Here is a 15,504-nt window from a genome sequence, read left to right on the forward strand (position 1 = left end):
ACCGTGGCTCAGAGCAGCACCGAGACCGACTGGGTCTCCCGTTTCGCGGACGAGGTCATCGCCGAGTCGGAGCGACGTGCGCCTGGCAAACCGGTCGTCGTCGCCTCCGGACTCTCACCCTCCGGTCCCATCCACCTGGGCAACCTCCGCGAGGTCATGACCCCTCACCTGGTCGCCGACGAGATCCGCCGGCGCGGCCACGAGGTCCGCCACCTGATCTCCTGGGACGACTACGACCGCTACCGCAAGGTGCCGAACGGCGTCGAGGGCGTCGACGAGTCCTGGGCCGAGCACATCGGCAAGCCGCTGACCTCCGTCCCGGCCCCGGCCGGCTCGGAGCACGGCAACTGGGCCGAGCACTTCAAGGCCGCCATGGTGGAGTCGCTGGCCGAGCTGGGCGTCGAGTACGACCCCATCAGCCAGACGGAGCAGTACACGGCGGGCACCTACCGCGAGCAGATCCTGCACGCGATGAAGCACCGCGGTGACATCGACGCGATCCTCGACCAGTACCGGACCAAGAAGGGCCCGGCCAAGAAGTCGCAGAAGCCGGTCGACGAGGCCGAGCTGGAGGCCGAGGAGGGCTCCGGCGCGGCGAGCGAGGACGACGGCTCGGGCGGCGCCGGCGGGTACTTCCCGTACAAGCCGTACTGCGGGCGCTGCGAGAAGGACCTGACGGCCGTCTCGTCGTACGACGACGAGACCACCGAGCTGGCCTACACCTGCACGTCGTGCGGCTTCGCCGAGACCGTGAAGCTGAGCGAGTTCAACCGCGGCAAGCTGGTGTGGAAGGTCGACTGGCCGATGCGCTGGGCGTTCGAGGGCGTCATCTTCGAGCCCTCCGGCGTCGACCACTCCTCGCCCGGCTCGTCCTTCGTCGTCGGCGGCCAGATCGTGCGTCAGATCTTCGACGGCGTGCAGCCGATCGGCCCGATGTACGCCTTCGTCGGCATCAGCGGCATGGCCAAGATGTCCTCGTCGCGCGGTGGCGTGCCCACGCCTGCCGACGCGCTGAAGATCATGGAGGCGCCGCTGCTGCGCTGGCTGTACGCGCGCCGCAAGCCCAACCAGTCCTTCAAGATCGCCTTCGACCAGGAGATCCAGCGGCTCTACGACGAGTGGGACAAGCTGGAGGCCAAGGTCGCGGACGGCAGCGTGCTCCCCGCCGACGCGGCGGCGCACGCCCGCGCCGCCCGCACCGCCGCCGGTGAGCTGCCGCGCACGCCGCGCCCGCTGCCGTACCGGACGCTGGCCTCGGTCATGGACATCACCGCCGGCCACGACGAGCAGACCCTGCGGATCCTGACCGAGCTGGACCCGGAGAGCCCGGTCACCGACCTGGACGAGGTCCGGCCCCGGCTGGACCGCGCCGAGAACTGGATCACCACCCAGGTCCCGGCCGACCAGCGCACGATCGTCCGCGACGAGCCGGACGCCGAGCTCCTCGGCTCCCTCGACGACGAGGGCCGCGAGTCGCTGCGCCTGCTCCTGGAGGGGCTGGCCACGCACTGGTCCCTCGACGGTCTGACCACCCTGGTCTACGGCGTCCCGAAGGTCATGGCCGGTCTCGACCCCGAGGCCAAGCCCACCCCGGAGCTGAAGGTCGCCCAGCGCTCCTTCTTCGCCCTGCTCTACAAGCTCCTGGTGAGCCGTGAGACGGGCCCCCGGCTGCCCACGCTGCTGCTCGCCGTCGGCGCGGAGCGGGTGCGCAGGCTGCTCGGCGCGTGACGTACGCGAAGGCCCCCGCCCGGTTTCCGGGCGGGGGCCTTCGCGTTCTCACCAGGTCGGTCGGCGGGACCTACGGGATGTGGTTCTCCGCCATCTCCTGCTCGATGCGGTGGCGCAGCCGCGGCGTCAGCTCGCGCAGGATCGACGCGCTGCGCGGGTGCTGGACCCCGTACATGTCGCTCAGCCATATGTCGAGCTGCTCGGCGTTCGGGAAGTCCTGCCGCTCCTCGACGTAGTCCCACATCGCCTTGTAGGCGGCCTCGGAGAACTCGTCGACCTGCGGCTCCGGCTCGACGTACTCCGGGTACTCCTCGAACTGCTCCGGACCCTGCTCCTGACGCGGACCCGGGATCAGCAGGTCGTCCGGGCCCTGGGGCACCGCGACCGGCGTCGGCTCCAGGCCCTCCACGTACTGCGGGTCGAAGGCGCCCTCGTAGGCCTCGGGCGGCAGCTGCTGCGCCTGGAACCACGGACTGTCGTGGTTGGCCGGCAGCTCCGGCCCCTGGCCCGGGACGACACCCTGCGGCAGGTCCTGGGCGGATGCCTGGAGGAGCTGCGGGGGCTGCTGCACGGCCAGCGGCTGGGCCGGGAGTCCCTGCGGCAGGTCGGGCCGGCCCGCGAGGCCAGCCGGGACCTGCGCGGCCTGGACCGGCTGCGGCGGCAGCAGCGCCGGCTCCACGCCCGCCGCGGCGAGCCCGGCCGCGGCGGTCTCCGCCAGCGGCACCCCGTACTTGGCCAGGCGTAGCGGCATCAGCGCCTCCACCGGTGCCTTGCGGCGCCAGGCCCGGCCGAAGCGGGCCTGCAGGCGCGCCTGGTAGATCAGCCGGTCCTGCTCCAGCTTGATCACCTGCTCGTAGGAGCGCAGCTCCCACAGCTTCATCCGGCGCCACAGGCGGAACGTCGGGATCGGCGAGAGCAGCCAGCGGGTGAGCCGGACGCCCTCCATGTGCTTGTCGGCCGTGATGTCGGCGATCCGGCCCACGGCGTGCCGTGCCGCCTCGACCGCGACGACGAACAGGACCGGGATGACCGCGTGCATGCCGACGCCCAGCGGGTCCGGCCAGGCGGCGGCGCCGTTGAAGGCGATCGTCGCCGCGGTCAGCACCCACGCCGTCTGCCGCAGGAGCGGGAACGGGATCCGGATCCAGGTCAGCAGCAGGTCCAGTGCGAGCAGCACGCAGATGCCGGCGTCGATGCCGATGGGGAAGAAGTAGGAGAAGTCGCCGAAGCCCTTCTCGAGGGCGAGCTCGCGCACGGCGGCGTACGAACCCGCGAAACCGATCCCGGCGATGATCACCGCACCGGCGACGACGACGCCGATCAGTATCTTGTGCGTCCGTGTCAGCTGCACCGCGGCCACCCGCGATCCCCTCCCGTCAGTGGACATCTCGCGGGCACAGCGTGGCACATACGCGCGGAGCCCGGCCCTCGGGGGAGGGACAGGCTCCGCTCGTATGTGTCGATATGACGGTGTTCGTGCCGGGACGGGCGTGCTAGTTCGCGGCGGCGACCGCGGCGACGGCCTCCTTGGCGGCCTTCACGGCGCCTTCCATGACCGCCTTGTCGCTGGGCGCGTCCGCGCCCGCGTAGCCGGCGCCGTTGTAGGTCAGCAGCACCAGGACGTTGCCCGTACGGGCGACGATCGACGCGTACTTGAAGTCCTCGTCCGTCTTGCGGAGGTCGTAGGCGACGGCCTTGCCCTCCTCGCCGACGCCGGACGAATCCGTGGTGCGCAGCTTCTTCGCGCCCTCGGTCGCCTCCAGCTTGGCGAGCTCCTTGGCGAGGTTCTGCTGGGCGCGCTCCTGGCCGCTGCCGAGCGCGACGTCCGAGTCGTAGCGGTAGAAGGAGACGTCGAGCCAGCGGTACTGCGAGCCCTTCGTGCCCTTGTCCTCCAGGCCGTTCCACGAGCAGCCGCCGCGGCTGGAGGTGTCGCTGGAGGTGGCCGACGTGCCGTTCTTGGCCTTGGCCTTGGGCACCAGCGTCGCGGTCGTCTTGGCGGAGACGGCCTTGCAGGCGTCGGGCAGCTTCGCGAACTTCGCGGGCTCGACCGTCTTCTTCGACGCGGTGGCCTGCGGGGCCGAGGACGCGGACCCCTTGTCCGGGGACGCTCCGGAACCGCCGTCGGAGTCCGAGGAGCAGCCGGCGACGACGAGCATCACCGGGACGGCTGCGCAGGCGAGTATGCGGGTGAGTCGCGGGGCTGATCGGTGCATGGTTCCTTCAGTCGCTTGTCGTACGGTCCGGCCGGCGGCCACGGTACGCCGACACGTTACGTGGTCAGGATCCGCTCACGGAGCGGGTCGGGACCGCTACTCCTCCAGGCGGTCGGCGAGCAGCCGGGCCAGATTCCGGGCCTTTTCCTGCAGCTCCGCGCTGTCGGGCACCTCGGTGGCGCCGGTCGTCTGGGCGACGTATCCGATGGTGACGATCACGTTGGATGTGCGGAACACCACGCTCACGGTGCGGTGCCGGCCGTTGGATCCGTCGGGGGTGAGCACGTCGTCGAGGAACGCCACCTCGCCCAGGTCCTCCAGGAGGCGGGGCTCCAGGCCGGTGGTGGGCGTCGGGGCGACGCCGCCCGAGGGGGGCTGGGTGGCTCCCCCGGTGCCGGCCGGCGGGGTGGTGGTTCCGCCCGGGGCCTGGGGGGTCTGCGCCGCTCCCGTGCCCTGGGGTGTCTGAGGGGACGCCGGGGTCTGCGGGAGGTTCGCGGCGGCCTGCTTGCGGGCGAACACCTCCTGCGCGCGGGCGTCGTCGCTCACGGCCGGGTCGTAGGACACGACCCGCTCGATGTCGAGGACGAGCCGGTACGAGGAATCGGGGGAGTCGGCCTTCCAGGAACAGCCGACGCGGCGGTCGGTGTCGTAGGTGACGGACGCGCTGCCCCGGTAGGCCTTGTCGCGCTCCGCGTCCGGCAGCTCGGCCGCGCCGGGGAGCAGGTCCTTGAGCGCGGTCTGCGGGACGGCACCGCAGGGCTCGAAGAGGGTGCGGTAGCGCCCGGGCGGGGCGGCGGGGGCGGCGGGACCTGCCTTGGAGTCCATGGCCGTGACGTCCGCGCCGCCGCCGGAGGAGCATCCGGTGAGGCCCAGCGCGAGTGCCGCCGCGAGTGCTGTCAGACCGGGTACGTACGCCTGTCGCTGCACGCTCGCAGGCTCCCTTCTCCCGACTTCTGCCGAGGACTTCCCCGAAAAAACGATTGCCGCCGGACACCGGCCGCTGAACACAATGTGTATCGCACGCACTGCCGTCGATGCCGGTCCGTCGTCACCTGTACGGGCTTTGGCCCCGGTTTTTGCGTTTTTAGGCTTATCGGGGGAATCGAGGAAGTATGTCGTACGTAGAGGTACCGGGCGCGCAGGTGCCCATCCGGATGTGGGCGGATCCTTCGACGGTGGAGGGCGGCGCCATGCAGCAGCTCCACAACGTGGCGACGCTGCCGTGGATCAAGGGCCTGGCCGTGATGCCGGACGTGCATTACGGCAAGGGCGCCACGGTCGGTTCGGTGATCGCGATGCAGGGCGCGGTGTGCCCGGCCGCGGTCGGCGTCGACATCGGCTGCGGCATGTCGGCCGTGAAGACCTCGCTCACCGCGAACGACCTGCCGGGAGACCTGTCGCGGCTGCGGTCGAAGATCGAGCAGGCGATCCCGGTGGGCCGCGGGATGCACCGTGACGAGGTGGACCCCAAGCGGCTCTTCCAGTTCCCGACGTCGGGGTGGGACGACTTCTGGACCCGTTTCGACGGGGTCGCGGACGCGGTCAAGTTCCGCCGGGAGCGGGCCGCGCTGCAGATGGGGACGCTCGGCAGCGGCAACCACTTCGTCGAGTTCTGCCTCGACGAGTCGGGTGCGGTCTGGCTGATGCTGCACTCCGGCTCGCGGAACATCGGCAAGGAGCTCGCCGAGCACCACATCGGCGAGGCGCGGCAGCTGCCGCACAACCAGGGGCTCGTCGACCGGGACCTCGCCGTCTTCATCGCGGACACCCCGCAGATGGCGGCGTACCGCAACGACCTCTTCTGGGCGCAGGAGTACGCGAAGTACAACCGCGCGATCATGATGGCGCTCTTCCAGGAGGTCGTCCGCCGGGAGTTCCGCAAGGCGCGGGTGACCTTCGAGCCGGTGATCTCCTGCCATCACAACTACGTGGCGGAGGAGCGGTACGACGGCATGGACCTGCTCGTCACCCGCAAGGGCGCGATCAGGGCGGGCTCCGGCGACCTCGGGATCATCCCGGGCTCCATGGGAACCGGCTCGTACATCGTGAAGGGCCTCGGCAACGCGGCGTCCTTCAACTCGGCCTCCCACGGAGCCGGCCGGAAGATGAGCCGGAGCGCGGCGAAGCGGCGCTTCTCGACGCGGGACCTGGAGGAGCAGACGCGGGGCGTGGAGTGCCGCAAGGACTCCGGCGTCGTGGACGAGATCCCGGGTGCCTACAAGCCGATCGAGAAGGTCATCGACCAGCAGCGGGACCTGGTCGAGGTCGTCGCGAAGCTGAAGCAGGTCATCTGCGTGAAGGGCTGACCGCCCTTCCCGTACGGCGGAAGGCCCCGGCACCCCTGGTGCCGGGGCCTTCCGCGTCGTCGTCACAGCTCGCGGTGCACCTTGGTGTTGGACGCCTGGGCGCGGGGGCGGACGACCAGGAGGTCGATGTTGACGTGCGGCGGGCGGGTGACGGCCCAGGTGACCGTGTCGGCGACGTCGTCGGCGGTCAGGGGCTCGGCCACGCCCGCGTAGACCTTGGCGGCCTTGTCGGTGTCGCCGCGGAAGCGGGTGGTCGCGAACTCCTCGGTCTTCACCATGCCCGGGGCGACCTCGATGACGCGGACCGGGGTGCCGACGATCTCCAGGCGGAGGGTCTCGGCCAGGACGCGGGCGCCGTTCTTGGCGGCGACGTAGCCGGCGCCGCCCTCGTAGGTGGAGTGTCCGGCGGTGGAGGAGAGGACGACGACCGTGCCGTCGCCGCTCGCGGTGAGGGCGGGCAGCAGGGCCTGGGTGACGTGGAGGGTGCCGATGACGTTGACCTCGTACATCCGGCGCCAGTCCTCGGGGTCGCCGGTCGCGACGGTGTCCGCGCCGAGCGCGCCGCCCGCGTTGTTGACGAGGACGGCGATGGTGCGGAAGGCCGTGGCGAAGGTCTGGACGGCCTCGCGGTCGGTGACGTCCAGGGCGTACGCGGTCGCCTGGTGGCCGGCCTCGTTGATCTCCGCGGCGAGGGTCTCGATGCGGTCCTTGCGGCGGGCGGTGAGGACCACGCGGTATCCGGCGGCGGCGAGCCGCCGGGCGGTGGCGGCGCCGATGCCGCTGCTCGCTCCGGTGACGACGGCGATGGGGGTACCGGCGGCAGTCATGACGTGCTCCTCGCGCGTGTGGTCGATTTCGTCGATCGCGTGGTCAGGATAGGCGGCGGGTCCGGCTCAGCGGGTGCGCGGGGCGTACATGATCACGGCCATGCCGGCGAGGCAGATCAGCGCTCCGGTGACGTCCCAGCGATCGGGACGGTAGCCGTCGGCGACCATGCCCCAGGCGATCGATCCGGCGACGAACACGCCTCCGTAGGCCGCGAGGATCCGGCCGAACTCGGCGTCGGGCTGGAGGGTGGCGACGAACCCGTAGAGGCCGAGGGCGATGACGCCGGCGCCGATCCATGCCCAGCCGCGGTCCTCGCGCACGCCCTGCCAGACGAGCCAGGCGCCCCCGATCTCGAAGAGCGCGGCGAGTGCGAAGAGGGCGACGGAACGCGCGATCAGCATGCGGTCAGCGTGCCACGGGACACGCAGGCTGACCGGTAATCAGAAGATATGTGGATCAATCGGTATCTTCGGGCCATGAGTGTGAGGAGCAAGGCCCTGCTCGGTGTGGTCCTGATGGCTTCGGTGACGGCCGGTACGTGCGGCAGCGCTCGCGCCGACGGTCCCGCGAGGGCCGGGCGCGAGGCGGATCTGGCCCATCACGGCTACGCCTCCCTCTGGCAGGGGCGGCTCGAGGTCCGGCTGGTCAGTCAGAACCACGGCTCGTCCGACGTGTCCGAGGCGACCGTGCGGCTCGCCTTCTCGGAGCCGGCGGCCGCGGGTCAGGAGCTGCCGCCGGCCTGCCTGTGGGGCGGCGAGCGGGTGGTCGTCTGCCGGACGGGCGCGCTGCGGGCCGCCGGGGCGGCCGGTGAGCTGGCGATCGAGCTGCGCACGCAGGGCTCCCCGGAGCAGGTCACCGTGGAGATCGGCACCGCCTGGAGCGATGGCTCGACCGATCCCCACCCCGACAACGACCGCCATCGCGTGCTCGTCCTGGCGACCGGCGACGCCTACGTCTTCTGACGGGCTCGCGTCCTCTGGCAGGCTCGCGTCTTCCGACGGGTCCGCCCGGAGGCGGGCCCCGTCACGGCGCGTCCGCTCAGGCGTCCGCACGGCCGGTCCAGGCGGCGTACCCGTCGGGGCGGACCAGGAGTGCCGTGCGGCGACCGGGGTCGCTCCAGGTGGCGCGCACGAGGCGGGTCGATGACGCCGCGGACGCGGGCACGAGCGGGGTCGCGCCCGCGGGGGCGACCAGTACGAACTCGCCCTTGCGCAGGAGCTCGTAGAGCCGCCCCTCCCGCAGTGCCAGGTCCGGGACCCGCCGGCCCACGGGACGGCGGGCGCCGTGACCGGGGGCGTAGGCGATGTCGAGGCCGCTGATCATGCCCATGGCCCGCGCGGCGGCGGGGCGCACCGTGTCCAGGAAGCGCGCGGCGAGGGCGCGCCCGGCGCGCTGGAGAGGGTTGCGGGCCATGGCGAGCCGGACGATGGCGCCGCTGCTGCGCAGCACCATGGTGCCGACCGGGTGCCGCTCGGCCTGGTAGCTGTCGAGGAGGGCCTCGGGGTCGGGGGCGTCCCCGCGCAGGACAGCGGCGAGCTTCCAGGACAGGTTGGCGGCGTCCTGCAGGCCGGTGTTCATGCCCTGTCCGCCGGCGGGGGAGTGGACGTGGGCGGCGTCGCCGGCGAGGAAGACCCGGCCGGAGCGGTACGCGGGGGCCTGGCGCTCGTCGCTGTGGAAGCGGGAGATCCATCGGGCGTCGTGCATGCCGTAGTCGCTGCCGAGCGCGGTGCGGGCGATGTCGCGGACCTCGTCGAGGTCGACGGGCTCGCTGTCGGGGACCTGGCGGGTCCGGTTCCAGCCCATCACGCGGTACCAGCCGTCGCCGAAGGGGGCGATGAAGGCGAAGGCGTCGCCGGCGCCGTCGACCGTGAGCAGTCCTTCGGGCTCCTCGGCCAGGCGGACGTCGGCGAGGACGATGGAACGGATCACGGAGACGCCGGGGAAGGGCAGCCCGAGCGCGGTCCGCACCGCGCTGCGCACGCCGTCGGCGCCGACGAGGTAGCGGGCGCGCAGGGTCAGGGGGGCACCCTCGGGGCCGGTGAACTCGGCGGTGACCCCGTCGGCGTCCTGGTGCAGCCCGCGCAGCTCCGTCTCGTGCCGGACGTCCACACCTGTGGACAGCGTGCGCCGTTCCAGGAGGCGCTCGACCTCGTACTGCGGGGTGATGAGGAGGTAGGCGAACCGGGAGGGCAGCCGGGTCAGGTCGAGGGCGAGGCGGCCGAAGAGACGCATCCGGGTGATGGGGGTGCCCGTGGCGACCAGGTCGTCCGCGAGGCCGCGGGCGTCCAGCTGCTCCAGGGTGCGGGCGTGCACGCCGAACGCGCGGGTCATGTTGCTGATGCCGTGCGGGCGGCGCTCGACCAGGGTGACGCGCAGGCCGGCGGCGGCGAGGTCGCCGGCGAGGAGCATGCCGGTGGGGCCGGCGCCTACGACGAGAACGTCCGTGTCCAGCTGGTTCATCGCTGCCTCCAGGGGAGCCGTGCCGATGTCCGTTGGTCAACGCTTGTTGGTCAACGCTTGTTGGCAAATGTAGGGCCGCCCTTTCTGGCGTGTCAACACCTGTTGGCCTACAGTTGTTGGCATGACGACCGCACGCCGTTCCGACGCGACCCGCGCCGCGATTCTCGAAGCCGCCCGCGAGCGATTCGCCTCCGACGGCTACGAGCGCGCCACCATCCGGGCCATCGCCCGCGACGCCGGGATCGACCCGTCGATGGTGATGCGCTACTACGGCAACAAGGAGGGGCTGTTCGCCGCCGCGTCGGAGATCGAACTCAGCCTTCCGGAGATGGGCGGCCTGCCGCGGCGGCACGTCGGCGCGGTGCTGGTGACGCACTTCCTCGACCGGTGGGAGCGCGACGACGTCCTGACCGGCCTGCTGCGGGTCGGCGTGACCAACGCCGCCGGCGCCGAGCGGATGCAGGCGGTCTTCGCCCAGCAGCTCGGGCCCGTCGCCCTCGGCGTCTGCCCGGACCCGGCCGACGCGCCCCGCCGCGCGGCGCTCGTCGCCTCGCAGATCCTCGGCATGGCACTCGCCCGCTACGTGCTCCGCCTGCCGCCGGCCGTCGAGATGTCCCGCGAGGACGTCGTCGCCTGGCTCGCCCCGACGGTCCAGCGCTACCTGACCGCCGAGACTCCCTAGGGAGCGTCCTGTCCGGCGGGACGGCCCTCGTGGCCGCGCACCCCGGGCGCGGGGCCCGGGCGGTCGCGGCGGCGGCCGTGGCCGCTCCGGGGTGGGCTTCGTAGAATTCCTGCATGACGCAGAAGAAGTCGGCGCGGCGGGAAGGTCTCATGACCGAGCTCTACGGCGAGTCCCGCCGGTACATGGCCTCCTACGCCCTGTTCAACCAGGCCGTGGCGGACCATCTGCGGCTCCACCCGACCGATGTGCAGTGCCTGAACCTGCTCTCCCTGGAGTCCGCCCCCGTCACCACCGGCCGGATAGCCGAGCTGACCGGACTCACCACGGGCTCCGCGACCCGGCTCGTCGACCGTCTGGAGCGCGCCGGATACGTGACGCGTGAGCGGGACGACGAGGACCGGCGGCGCGTCCTCGTCGCCGTGGTGCCCGAGCGGATGGCCGAACTCGGCGCTTTCTGGCGGCGGCTCAACGGGGCCTGGGGCACGATGTTCGACGCCTACAGCGACGCGGAGGTCGCCCTGCTCATCGCCCATATGCGCCGGACCGTGGAGCTCAGCGCCGTGCAGATCGAGCGGCTGCGCCAGGGCGAACTCGGCTGACGCCGCGGCGGGCGGCTCAGCGCGCCGCCGCACCGCCGAACTCGCGGAGCGCGTCGGTGACGATCGCCTCCAGCCGGGCGTGGTGGGCGCCCCGCCAGTACACCCGCTCGCACTCCGTGCAGCTCGCGAACACGTCGTACGTCTTCTCCGTGCCCTGCTCCAGTCGCTCGCGGACCGAGTCCTTGTCGGCCTCGGTCAGCCGGCCGTTGCAGGCGGTGCAGCGGGTCCACGGCTCCAGCGTGGGGGCGAACCGTTCCAGTACGTCGCGCAGCTGGTCCTCGGGACGGTCGCTGTACACGTAGGCACCGGCCCACAGCTCCCGGCGGCGCAGCAGACCGCGGTCCCGGGAGAGCATCACGCGCCGCTCCTTCGCCGAGAGCGCCGCGAGTGCCGGATCGCCGAGGTCCTCGCTCTCGTACGCCGCGTCGATCCCCAGCAGCCGCATCCGGCGCGCCAGCGTGCCGAGATGGACGTCCAGGAGGAACCGGAGCGGAGCGCCGGGAACGGACTGCGGGCGGGTGACGCCCTCCACCTCGACCGTCTCGCCCGCCGCCGGCACGTGCGACACCGCCACCGGCCGCCCGTCGACGAGCAGCCGCCCCGCCTCGGTGAGCGGCACGCCCAGTGACTCCACGACGTGCCCGAGCGTCGAGACGCCGTCGGTCGTCACCGCGGTGCGTCCCGTGCGGCGCTCCGCCGAGACGAAGAGCCGCAGGTCGGGGGCGAAACTGATCTGGATCTCCGGTCCGTTCACGGGGACAGGATGTCACCGGGGCCCGCCGGACGGCCAGGCATTTCGGGCCCTCCGCCGGCCTGCCCCGGCGGTCTCACGGGCGGAAGGCGTCCGCGTGCTCGGCGGCCCATCGGGCGAAGGTGCGGGCCGGGTGCCCGGTCAGCTCCTCGACCGTGCGCGTCAGGGGCACCGGCCTGCCGTCGTGCGCGGCCCAGTAGGACAGCAGGGCGTCGGCGAAGGTCTCCGGTATGTGGGAGGAGACCGACTCCTTCCACTGTCCGGGCGTCACGGCGTGCACGGCGGCCGTGCGGCCCGTCGCCTCGGCGAGTATCGCCAGCTGTTCGGTGAAGTCGAGCGATTCAGGGCCGCTCAGCAGGTACGAGGACCCGCGGAGCCGGGATTCGGTGAGGACGGCGAAGGCGGCCTCGGCGACGTCCTTCTCGTGGATCGGATCGGCGTGCGATCCGGGATACGGAAGCTCCACGGGGCGCGAGGACCTGAACGCCCACGACCACTGCAGGGCGTTGGTCGCGAAGGCCCCCGGCTGGAGGTGCGTCGCCTCGAAGGCGCCGTCGGCCGCGGCGGACTCCAGGGCGCGCTCGACGGCCAGGTGGGAGGCCGCGATCGGGTTGTCCGCGGCGTCGGGGGCGAGCACGGAGCTGGAGGACAGCAGTACGACGTGGCGCACACCGGCGGCGCGGGCCTGCGCGGTGAAGGCGTCGATGTGCGAGGGCTCGGCGTACAGGAAGACGGAGTCGACGCCTTCGAGCGCGGCGCCGAAGGTCGTCGGATCGGCGAGATCGCAGCGGACGGTGTCCACGCCGTCGGGTGGGGAGAGGTCCGCCGGGTTCTTGGAGGCGGCTTTCGCCTTGATGCCCGCGTCGTGGAGCAGTCCGAGCAGGGTGGTGGCGACGCGGCCGCGGCTGCCGGTGACGAGAACGGTCATGGGAAGGGTCCTTTCAGGTGCGCTCACGCATTCGACTGCGCAAGGAAGAATCTGTGTAACGCAGATAAATATCCGCGAAGCTCCCCGCGCCGTCAACCCTGACAGATCCCCGACCCCGACCCCGAGGCCCCCCTGAGACCGCCCCGAGGCCCGTCCCTGCCCAGGGGCCCGCCCGTCGACCGGCCCACGAGGTCCGTCGGGCCCGTGCGCTACCGTCCCGCCCATGAAGATCATCGACCTCGAGTACGGCGACCCCCGCCTGGAGTCCGACCTGCTCCCCGTCCTGCGCGAGCTGCGTCCCCACCTCACCCCCGAGCTCTTCGCCGAGGTGCAGGAGCGCGGCCGGGTCCAAGGGCTGCGCTTCACCGCCGCCTACGCGGACGACGGGCGCTGCGTGGGCGCCGCGGGCTGGCGGATCGTCCACAACACCAGCTCGATCCGCAAGCTCTACGTCGACGACCTCGTCACTGCCGCCACCACCCGATCCACGGGTGTCGGGCGCGGCCTGCTCGCCCATCTGGAACGGCACGCGAGCGACGAGGGCTGCTTCGAGCTGAACCTGGACTCCGGCACCCACCGCACCGCCGCCCACCGCTTCTACCTGCGCGAACGCCTCGACATCGTCGGCTTCCACTTCACGAAGAAGCTGGACGGCCGGGCCGCGCAGGGCTGAGCCGGCAGCCGCTCCCGTCCCCTCTCCCCCGGGCCGCCGAAGCGGGCGGCGCGCGGGAGGGACGGGAGAGGCGGCCGCCCCGCCCGGATCAGGTACCGGAGGTCGTGGAGTCCCGGGAGCGGAGGTCGAGCCGCCAGTCGTTGCAGCGCATCGGCCGGCCCGGCGGGTACTCGAACCCCTGCTCGCCGAGCAGCTCGAAACCGGCTTTGCGGCAGACCGTGTTCGACGGCCCGTTGTCCGTCGACGGGAAGGCGTGCAGGAAGCGGTGCAGACCCGCGGCCCGCGCCTGCGCGGCCACCGCCAGCGTCGCGGCGGTCGCGATGCCCCGACCCTGGAAGCCAGGGAGCACCGTCCAGCCGGTCTCGTACACCTCCTCCCCGTCCCAGGTCCGCGCCCAGTAGCCGATGCTGCCGACCGCGAGCTCCTCGGGGAGCAGGACGACGCGGAACATCCGTCCCCTGCCCGTGGTGTCGGTGCTCAGGTCCACGTAGCGCCGATGACGCCCGGCGAGCGCCTCCTCGGTCTCGGGGCCGCCGAGATGCTCCATCAACTCCGGTGCGTTCATGGCCCGGAGAAGCTCGAAGTCCTGCTCGGACCACGGCTCCAGGCGCACGCGGGAATCGGTGAGAGAGTCCATGCCCGCACCCTAGGCGAGGGGTCCGACACCCGCCGGACGTCCGGAGCGGAGGTCCGACACCCGCCGGACGTCCGGGTCAGGGGTCCGACACCTGGCGGGCGTAGGCCGTGGGAGGCACCCCGACCGTCGCCGTGAAGTCCCTGACCAGGTGGGCCTGGTCGCTGTAGCCGAGGTCGGCCGCGAGCCGGGCCCAGTCGAGGGTGTCCGGGCCTTCCCCCGACTCGGCGCGTTCCAGGGCCTCGTGGATGCGGTAGCGCAGGATGACCCACTTCGGGCCGACACCGACGCGGGTGGCGAACAGTCGCTGCAGGGAGCGCGCGGACAGGCCCCCCGCCGCGGCCAGTTCGGACACCCGCCGCACGGTGCGGTCCCGGCGGACCAGGTCCACCAGCGCCATGGCCTGTTCGGCCTGGGCATCGGGCGCGGGGCCCTGGGCCAGCAGGAAGGCGTCGAGCGCGGCCACGCGCGCGTCGTCGGTCGCCGGATCGAGCACGGCGGCGACCGTGCTCCCCGCGGTCTCTCCGACACCGGCGAACACCTCGTCGAGCGGGACCCGGCGCCCCGTCCAGCGGGACACCGGCCACGCCGGCGCGAACGGCCGGAAGCCGCCGGGCCGGAACTGCACCCCGCAGACACGGCCGCGCCCCGCGAGCTTCTTCGTGAAGAGTTCGAGACCGATCCCGGCGACCTCGCCGAACGAGTCCGCGTCCCCGCCGCCGTCGGCGCTCTCGTAGCGCTGGAAGACGACGTTCACGCAGGGGTGCGGGACGACATGGCTCGCGTACGGCTCGGCGAGGTCCCAGTCGATCAGCCAGTAGTGCTCCAGATACGGACGCAGCTCCGGGGCCGGCTCGCGGCGGCGGAAGCGGACGTGCGTCATCAGCTCGGCGGCGTCGACGATGCCCCGGGTGTCACGACGTGGTCCGTCAGGGCTCATGCTCGTGATGCTAGGGGGTGTCTTGCCGATGAGGCCGGATCAGTGAGTGGGGGCGGACAGAACGGGTGCCCTCCCCACGGGGACTCCCGGCTCTGGCGCGTTTCTTCAAGACGGCAGGGGCGGGAGCGGGCAGCGTGGACCCATGACGTACCGCATGAGCGAACTGCTCGACACCGCCGTCACCCAGGCCGTCCCCGTGGTGCGGGGCATCCCCGAGGACAGCCTCGGCGCGCCCACTCCCTGTGCCGAGTACGACGTGCGCGCGCTGCTGAACCACCTGCTGCACGTCGTCGTGAACTTCCAGGCCCTCGCCGCCAAGCGGCCGTCCGACTTCTCCGTCACGCCGGACTACGTGGCAGAGGGCGACTGGCGCGCCGGCTTCGAGGCGGAGACCGGGAAGCTGGTCGCCGCCTGGTCCGCGCCGGGCGCCGAGGAAGGCACCACGGGGGCCATGGACATGCCCGCGCGGACGGTCGCGTCCATGGTGCTGCTCGACCTCACCGTCCACATCTGGGACCTGGCCCGCGCGACGGGCCGGCCGTTCCGGCCGGACCCGGCCGTGGTGGAGGGGCTGACGGGGGAGGTGGAGCGGATGGCGCCCATGGCCCGGAAGATGAACGTCTTCAAGGAGGCCGTGGAGCTGCCGGAGGGAGCGGACCCGTTCGAGCGCCTCCTCGCCACGACGGGCCGCGACCCGCGCGCCTGGGCCTGATCCCCCGACGTGCGGGCGCCGGCGTACGCCGTGGTCCGCTCCGGGCGCCC

The 15,504-nt window shown here is 72.3% G+C and carries 17 protein-coding genes; 7 read left to right on the plus strand and 10 right to left on the minus strand.

From position 1 onward, the window contains the following. Nucleotides 1–3 precede the first annotated feature (3 nt). Nucleotides 4–1,728: a lysine--tRNA ligase gene (gene lysS, locus ACGFZF_RS23020; protein WP_393556811.1), complete on the plus strand. Its 1,725-nt coding sequence runs from the start codon at nucleotides 4–6 to the stop codon at nucleotides 1,726–1,728. A gap of 70 nt (nucleotides 1,729–1,798) precedes the next feature. On the opposite strand, the gene ACGFZF_RS23025 is transcribed toward lysS, so the two are convergent. The 3 genes from ACGFZF_RS23025 to ACGFZF_RS23035 all read right to left on the minus strand — a co-directional run bounded on the left by ACGFZF_RS23025 (nucleotide 1,799) and on the right by ACGFZF_RS23035 (nucleotide 4,868). Further along, nucleotides 1,799–3,088, minus strand: coding sequence for a DUF2637 domain-containing protein (locus ACGFZF_RS23025; protein WP_393556813.1), 1,290 nt, complete (start codon nucleotides 3,086–3,088; stop codon nucleotides 1,799–1,801). A 133-nt stretch (nucleotides 3,089–3,221) separates the two neighbouring features. Beyond that, complete coding sequence (locus ACGFZF_RS23030) at nucleotides 3,222–3,941, minus strand: DUF3558 domain-containing protein (protein ID WP_393556815.1); 720 nt, start codon at nucleotides 3,939–3,941, stop codon at nucleotides 3,222–3,224. A gap of 96 nt (nucleotides 3,942–4,037) precedes the next feature. Continuing rightward, nucleotides 4,038–4,868, minus strand: coding sequence for a DUF3558 domain-containing protein (locus tag ACGFZF_RS23035; protein ID WP_393556817.1), 831 nt, complete (start codon nucleotides 4,866–4,868; stop codon nucleotides 4,038–4,040). 185 nt (nucleotides 4,869–5,053) lie between these two features. Here ACGFZF_RS23035 and ACGFZF_RS23040 point away from each other — a divergent pair, with 185 nt between their 5' ends. After that, entirely contained in the window at nucleotides 5,054–6,247 is a 1,194-nt protein-coding gene (locus tag ACGFZF_RS23040; protein WP_147979109.1) for an RtcB family protein, read from the plus strand. Between the two features lie 62 nt (nucleotides 6,248–6,309). Here the strand turns inward: ACGFZF_RS23040 and ACGFZF_RS23045 are convergent, their stop codons facing one another. Together ACGFZF_RS23045 and ACGFZF_RS23050 are read right to left on the minus strand one after the other, a co-directional pair. Then, nucleotides 6,310–7,074 (minus strand): SDR family NAD(P)-dependent oxidoreductase, encoded by a 765-nt coding sequence (locus ACGFZF_RS23045; RefSeq protein WP_393556820.1) that lies wholly within the window; start codon nucleotides 7,072–7,074, stop codon nucleotides 6,310–6,312. Between the two features lie 66 nt (nucleotides 7,075–7,140). Next, nucleotides 7,141–7,476 carry a YnfA family protein gene (locus ACGFZF_RS23050; protein ID WP_356774922.1) on the minus strand — a complete coding sequence of 112 codons (336 nt, stop codon included), beginning with the start codon at nucleotides 7,474–7,476 and terminating at the stop codon, nucleotides 7,141–7,143. A gap of 75 nt (nucleotides 7,477–7,551) precedes the next feature. Here ACGFZF_RS23050 and ACGFZF_RS23055 point away from each other — a divergent pair, with 75 nt between their 5' ends. Next, on the plus strand, nucleotides 7,552–8,037 hold the full coding sequence (locus ACGFZF_RS23055; RefSeq protein ID WP_393556822.1) for a hypothetical protein: 486 nt from the start codon (nucleotides 7,552–7,554) through the stop codon (nucleotides 8,035–8,037). Nucleotides 8,038–8,113: 76 nt separating this feature from the next. Here the strand turns inward: ACGFZF_RS23055 and ACGFZF_RS23060 are convergent, their stop codons facing one another. Continuing rightward, nucleotides 8,114–9,535, minus strand: coding sequence for an FAD-dependent monooxygenase (locus ACGFZF_RS23060; RefSeq protein ID WP_393556824.1), 1,422 nt, complete (start codon nucleotides 9,533–9,535; stop codon nucleotides 8,114–8,116). Between the two features lie 121 nt (nucleotides 9,536–9,656). Here ACGFZF_RS23060 and ACGFZF_RS23065 point away from each other — a divergent pair, with 121 nt between their 5' ends. Next, on the plus strand, nucleotides 9,657–10,217 hold the full coding sequence (locus ACGFZF_RS23065; RefSeq protein WP_393556826.1) for a TetR family transcriptional regulator: 561 nt from the start codon (nucleotides 9,657–9,659) through the stop codon (nucleotides 10,215–10,217). 113 nt (nucleotides 10,218–10,330) lie between these two features. Beyond that, complete coding sequence (locus ACGFZF_RS23070) at nucleotides 10,331–10,816, plus strand: MarR family winged helix-turn-helix transcriptional regulator (RefSeq protein WP_393556828.1); 486 nt, start codon at nucleotides 10,331–10,333, stop codon at nucleotides 10,814–10,816. Nucleotides 10,817–10,832: 16 nt separating this feature from the next. Here ACGFZF_RS23070 and ACGFZF_RS23075 read toward each other — a convergent pair whose 3' ends face one another. Together ACGFZF_RS23075 and ACGFZF_RS23080 are read right to left on the minus strand one after the other, a co-directional pair. Continuing rightward, nucleotides 10,833–11,570 carry a Mut7-C RNAse domain-containing protein gene (locus ACGFZF_RS23075; RefSeq protein ID WP_393556830.1) on the minus strand — a complete coding sequence of 246 codons (738 nt, stop codon included), beginning with the start codon at nucleotides 11,568–11,570 and terminating at the stop codon, nucleotides 10,833–10,835. Nucleotides 11,571–11,643: 73 nt separating this feature from the next. After that, nucleotides 11,644–12,495: an NAD(P)H-binding protein gene (locus ACGFZF_RS23080; RefSeq protein ID WP_393556832.1), complete on the minus strand. Its 852-nt coding sequence runs from the start codon at nucleotides 12,493–12,495 to the stop codon at nucleotides 11,644–11,646. Nucleotides 12,496–12,718: 223 nt separating this feature from the next. Between ACGFZF_RS23080 and ACGFZF_RS23085 the strand changes: the two genes are divergently transcribed. Then, nucleotides 12,719–13,168, plus strand: a complete 450-nt coding sequence (locus tag ACGFZF_RS23085; protein ID WP_393556834.1) for a GNAT family N-acetyltransferase — start codon at nucleotides 12,719–12,721, stop codon at nucleotides 13,166–13,168. Nucleotides 13,169–13,256: 88 nt separating this feature from the next. On the opposite strand, the gene ACGFZF_RS23090 is transcribed toward ACGFZF_RS23085, so the two are convergent. Then, complete coding sequence (locus tag ACGFZF_RS23090) at nucleotides 13,257–13,805, minus strand: GNAT family N-acetyltransferase (RefSeq protein WP_393556836.1); 549 nt, start codon at nucleotides 13,803–13,805, stop codon at nucleotides 13,257–13,259. Between the two features lie 76 nt (nucleotides 13,806–13,881). Then, nucleotides 13,882–14,742, minus strand: coding sequence for a DUF6597 domain-containing transcriptional factor (locus ACGFZF_RS23095; RefSeq protein ID WP_393556838.1), 861 nt, complete (start codon nucleotides 14,740–14,742; stop codon nucleotides 13,882–13,884). A 142-nt stretch (nucleotides 14,743–14,884) separates the two neighbouring features. Here ACGFZF_RS23095 and ACGFZF_RS23100 point away from each other — a divergent pair, with 142 nt between their 5' ends. After that, the gene (locus ACGFZF_RS23100; protein WP_393556840.1) at nucleotides 14,885–15,454 is read left to right on the plus strand and encodes a TIGR03086 family metal-binding protein; all 570 of its coding nucleotides are present in this window, start codon (nucleotides 14,885–14,887) and stop codon (nucleotides 15,452–15,454) included. Nucleotides 15,455–15,504 lie beyond the last annotated feature (50 nt).

Origin of the sequence: Streptomyces sp. NPDC048338 (genome assembly GCF_043201055.1) — a bacterium.
Classification (GTDB): domain Bacteria; phylum Actinomycetota; class Actinomycetes; order Streptomycetales; family Streptomycetaceae; genus Streptomyces.

Coding starts and splice junctions, on each gene's coding strand:
- ACGFZF_RS23030 (WP_393556815.1), bottom strand. CDS start 3,941: ATGCACCGATCAGCCCCGCGACTCACCCGCATACTCGCCTGCGCAGCC.
- ACGFZF_RS23040 (WP_147979109.1), top strand. CDS start 5,054: ATGTCGTACGTAGAGGTACCGGGCGCGCAGGTGCCCATCCGGATGTGG.
- ACGFZF_RS23045 (WP_393556820.1), bottom strand. CDS start 7,074: ATGACTGCCGCCGGTACCCCCATCGCCGTCGTCACCGGAGCGAGCAGC.
- ACGFZF_RS23050 (WP_356774922.1), bottom strand. CDS start 7,476: ATGCTGATCGCGCGTTCCGTCGCCCTCTTCGCACTCGCCGCGCTCTTC.
- ACGFZF_RS23055 (WP_393556822.1), top strand. CDS start 7,552: ATGAGTGTGAGGAGCAAGGCCCTGCTCGGTGTGGTCCTGATGGCTTCG.
- ACGFZF_RS23060 (WP_393556824.1), bottom strand. CDS start 9,535: ATGAACCAGCTGGACACGGACGTTCTCGTCGTAGGCGCCGGCCCCACC.
- ACGFZF_RS23065 (WP_393556826.1), top strand. CDS start 9,657: ATGACGACCGCACGCCGTTCCGACGCGACCCGCGCCGCGATTCTCGAA.
- ACGFZF_RS23070 (WP_393556828.1), top strand. CDS start 10,331: ATGACGCAGAAGAAGTCGGCGCGGCGGGAAGGTCTCATGACCGAGCTC.
- ACGFZF_RS23080 (WP_393556832.1), bottom strand. CDS start 12,495: ATGACCGTTCTCGTCACCGGCAGCCGCGGCCGCGTCGCCACCACCCTG.
- ACGFZF_RS23085 (WP_393556834.1), top strand. CDS start 12,719: ATGAAGATCATCGACCTCGAGTACGGCGACCCCCGCCTGGAGTCCGAC.
- ACGFZF_RS23090 (WP_393556836.1), bottom strand. CDS start 13,805: ATGGACTCTCTCACCGATTCCCGCGTGCGCCTGGAGCCGTGGTCCGAG.
- ACGFZF_RS23095 (WP_393556838.1), bottom strand. CDS start 14,742: ATGAGCCCTGACGGACCACGTCGTGACACCCGGGGCATCGTCGACGCC.
- ACGFZF_RS23100 (WP_393556840.1), top strand. CDS start 14,885: ATGACGTACCGCATGAGCGAACTGCTCGACACCGCCGTCACCCAGGCC.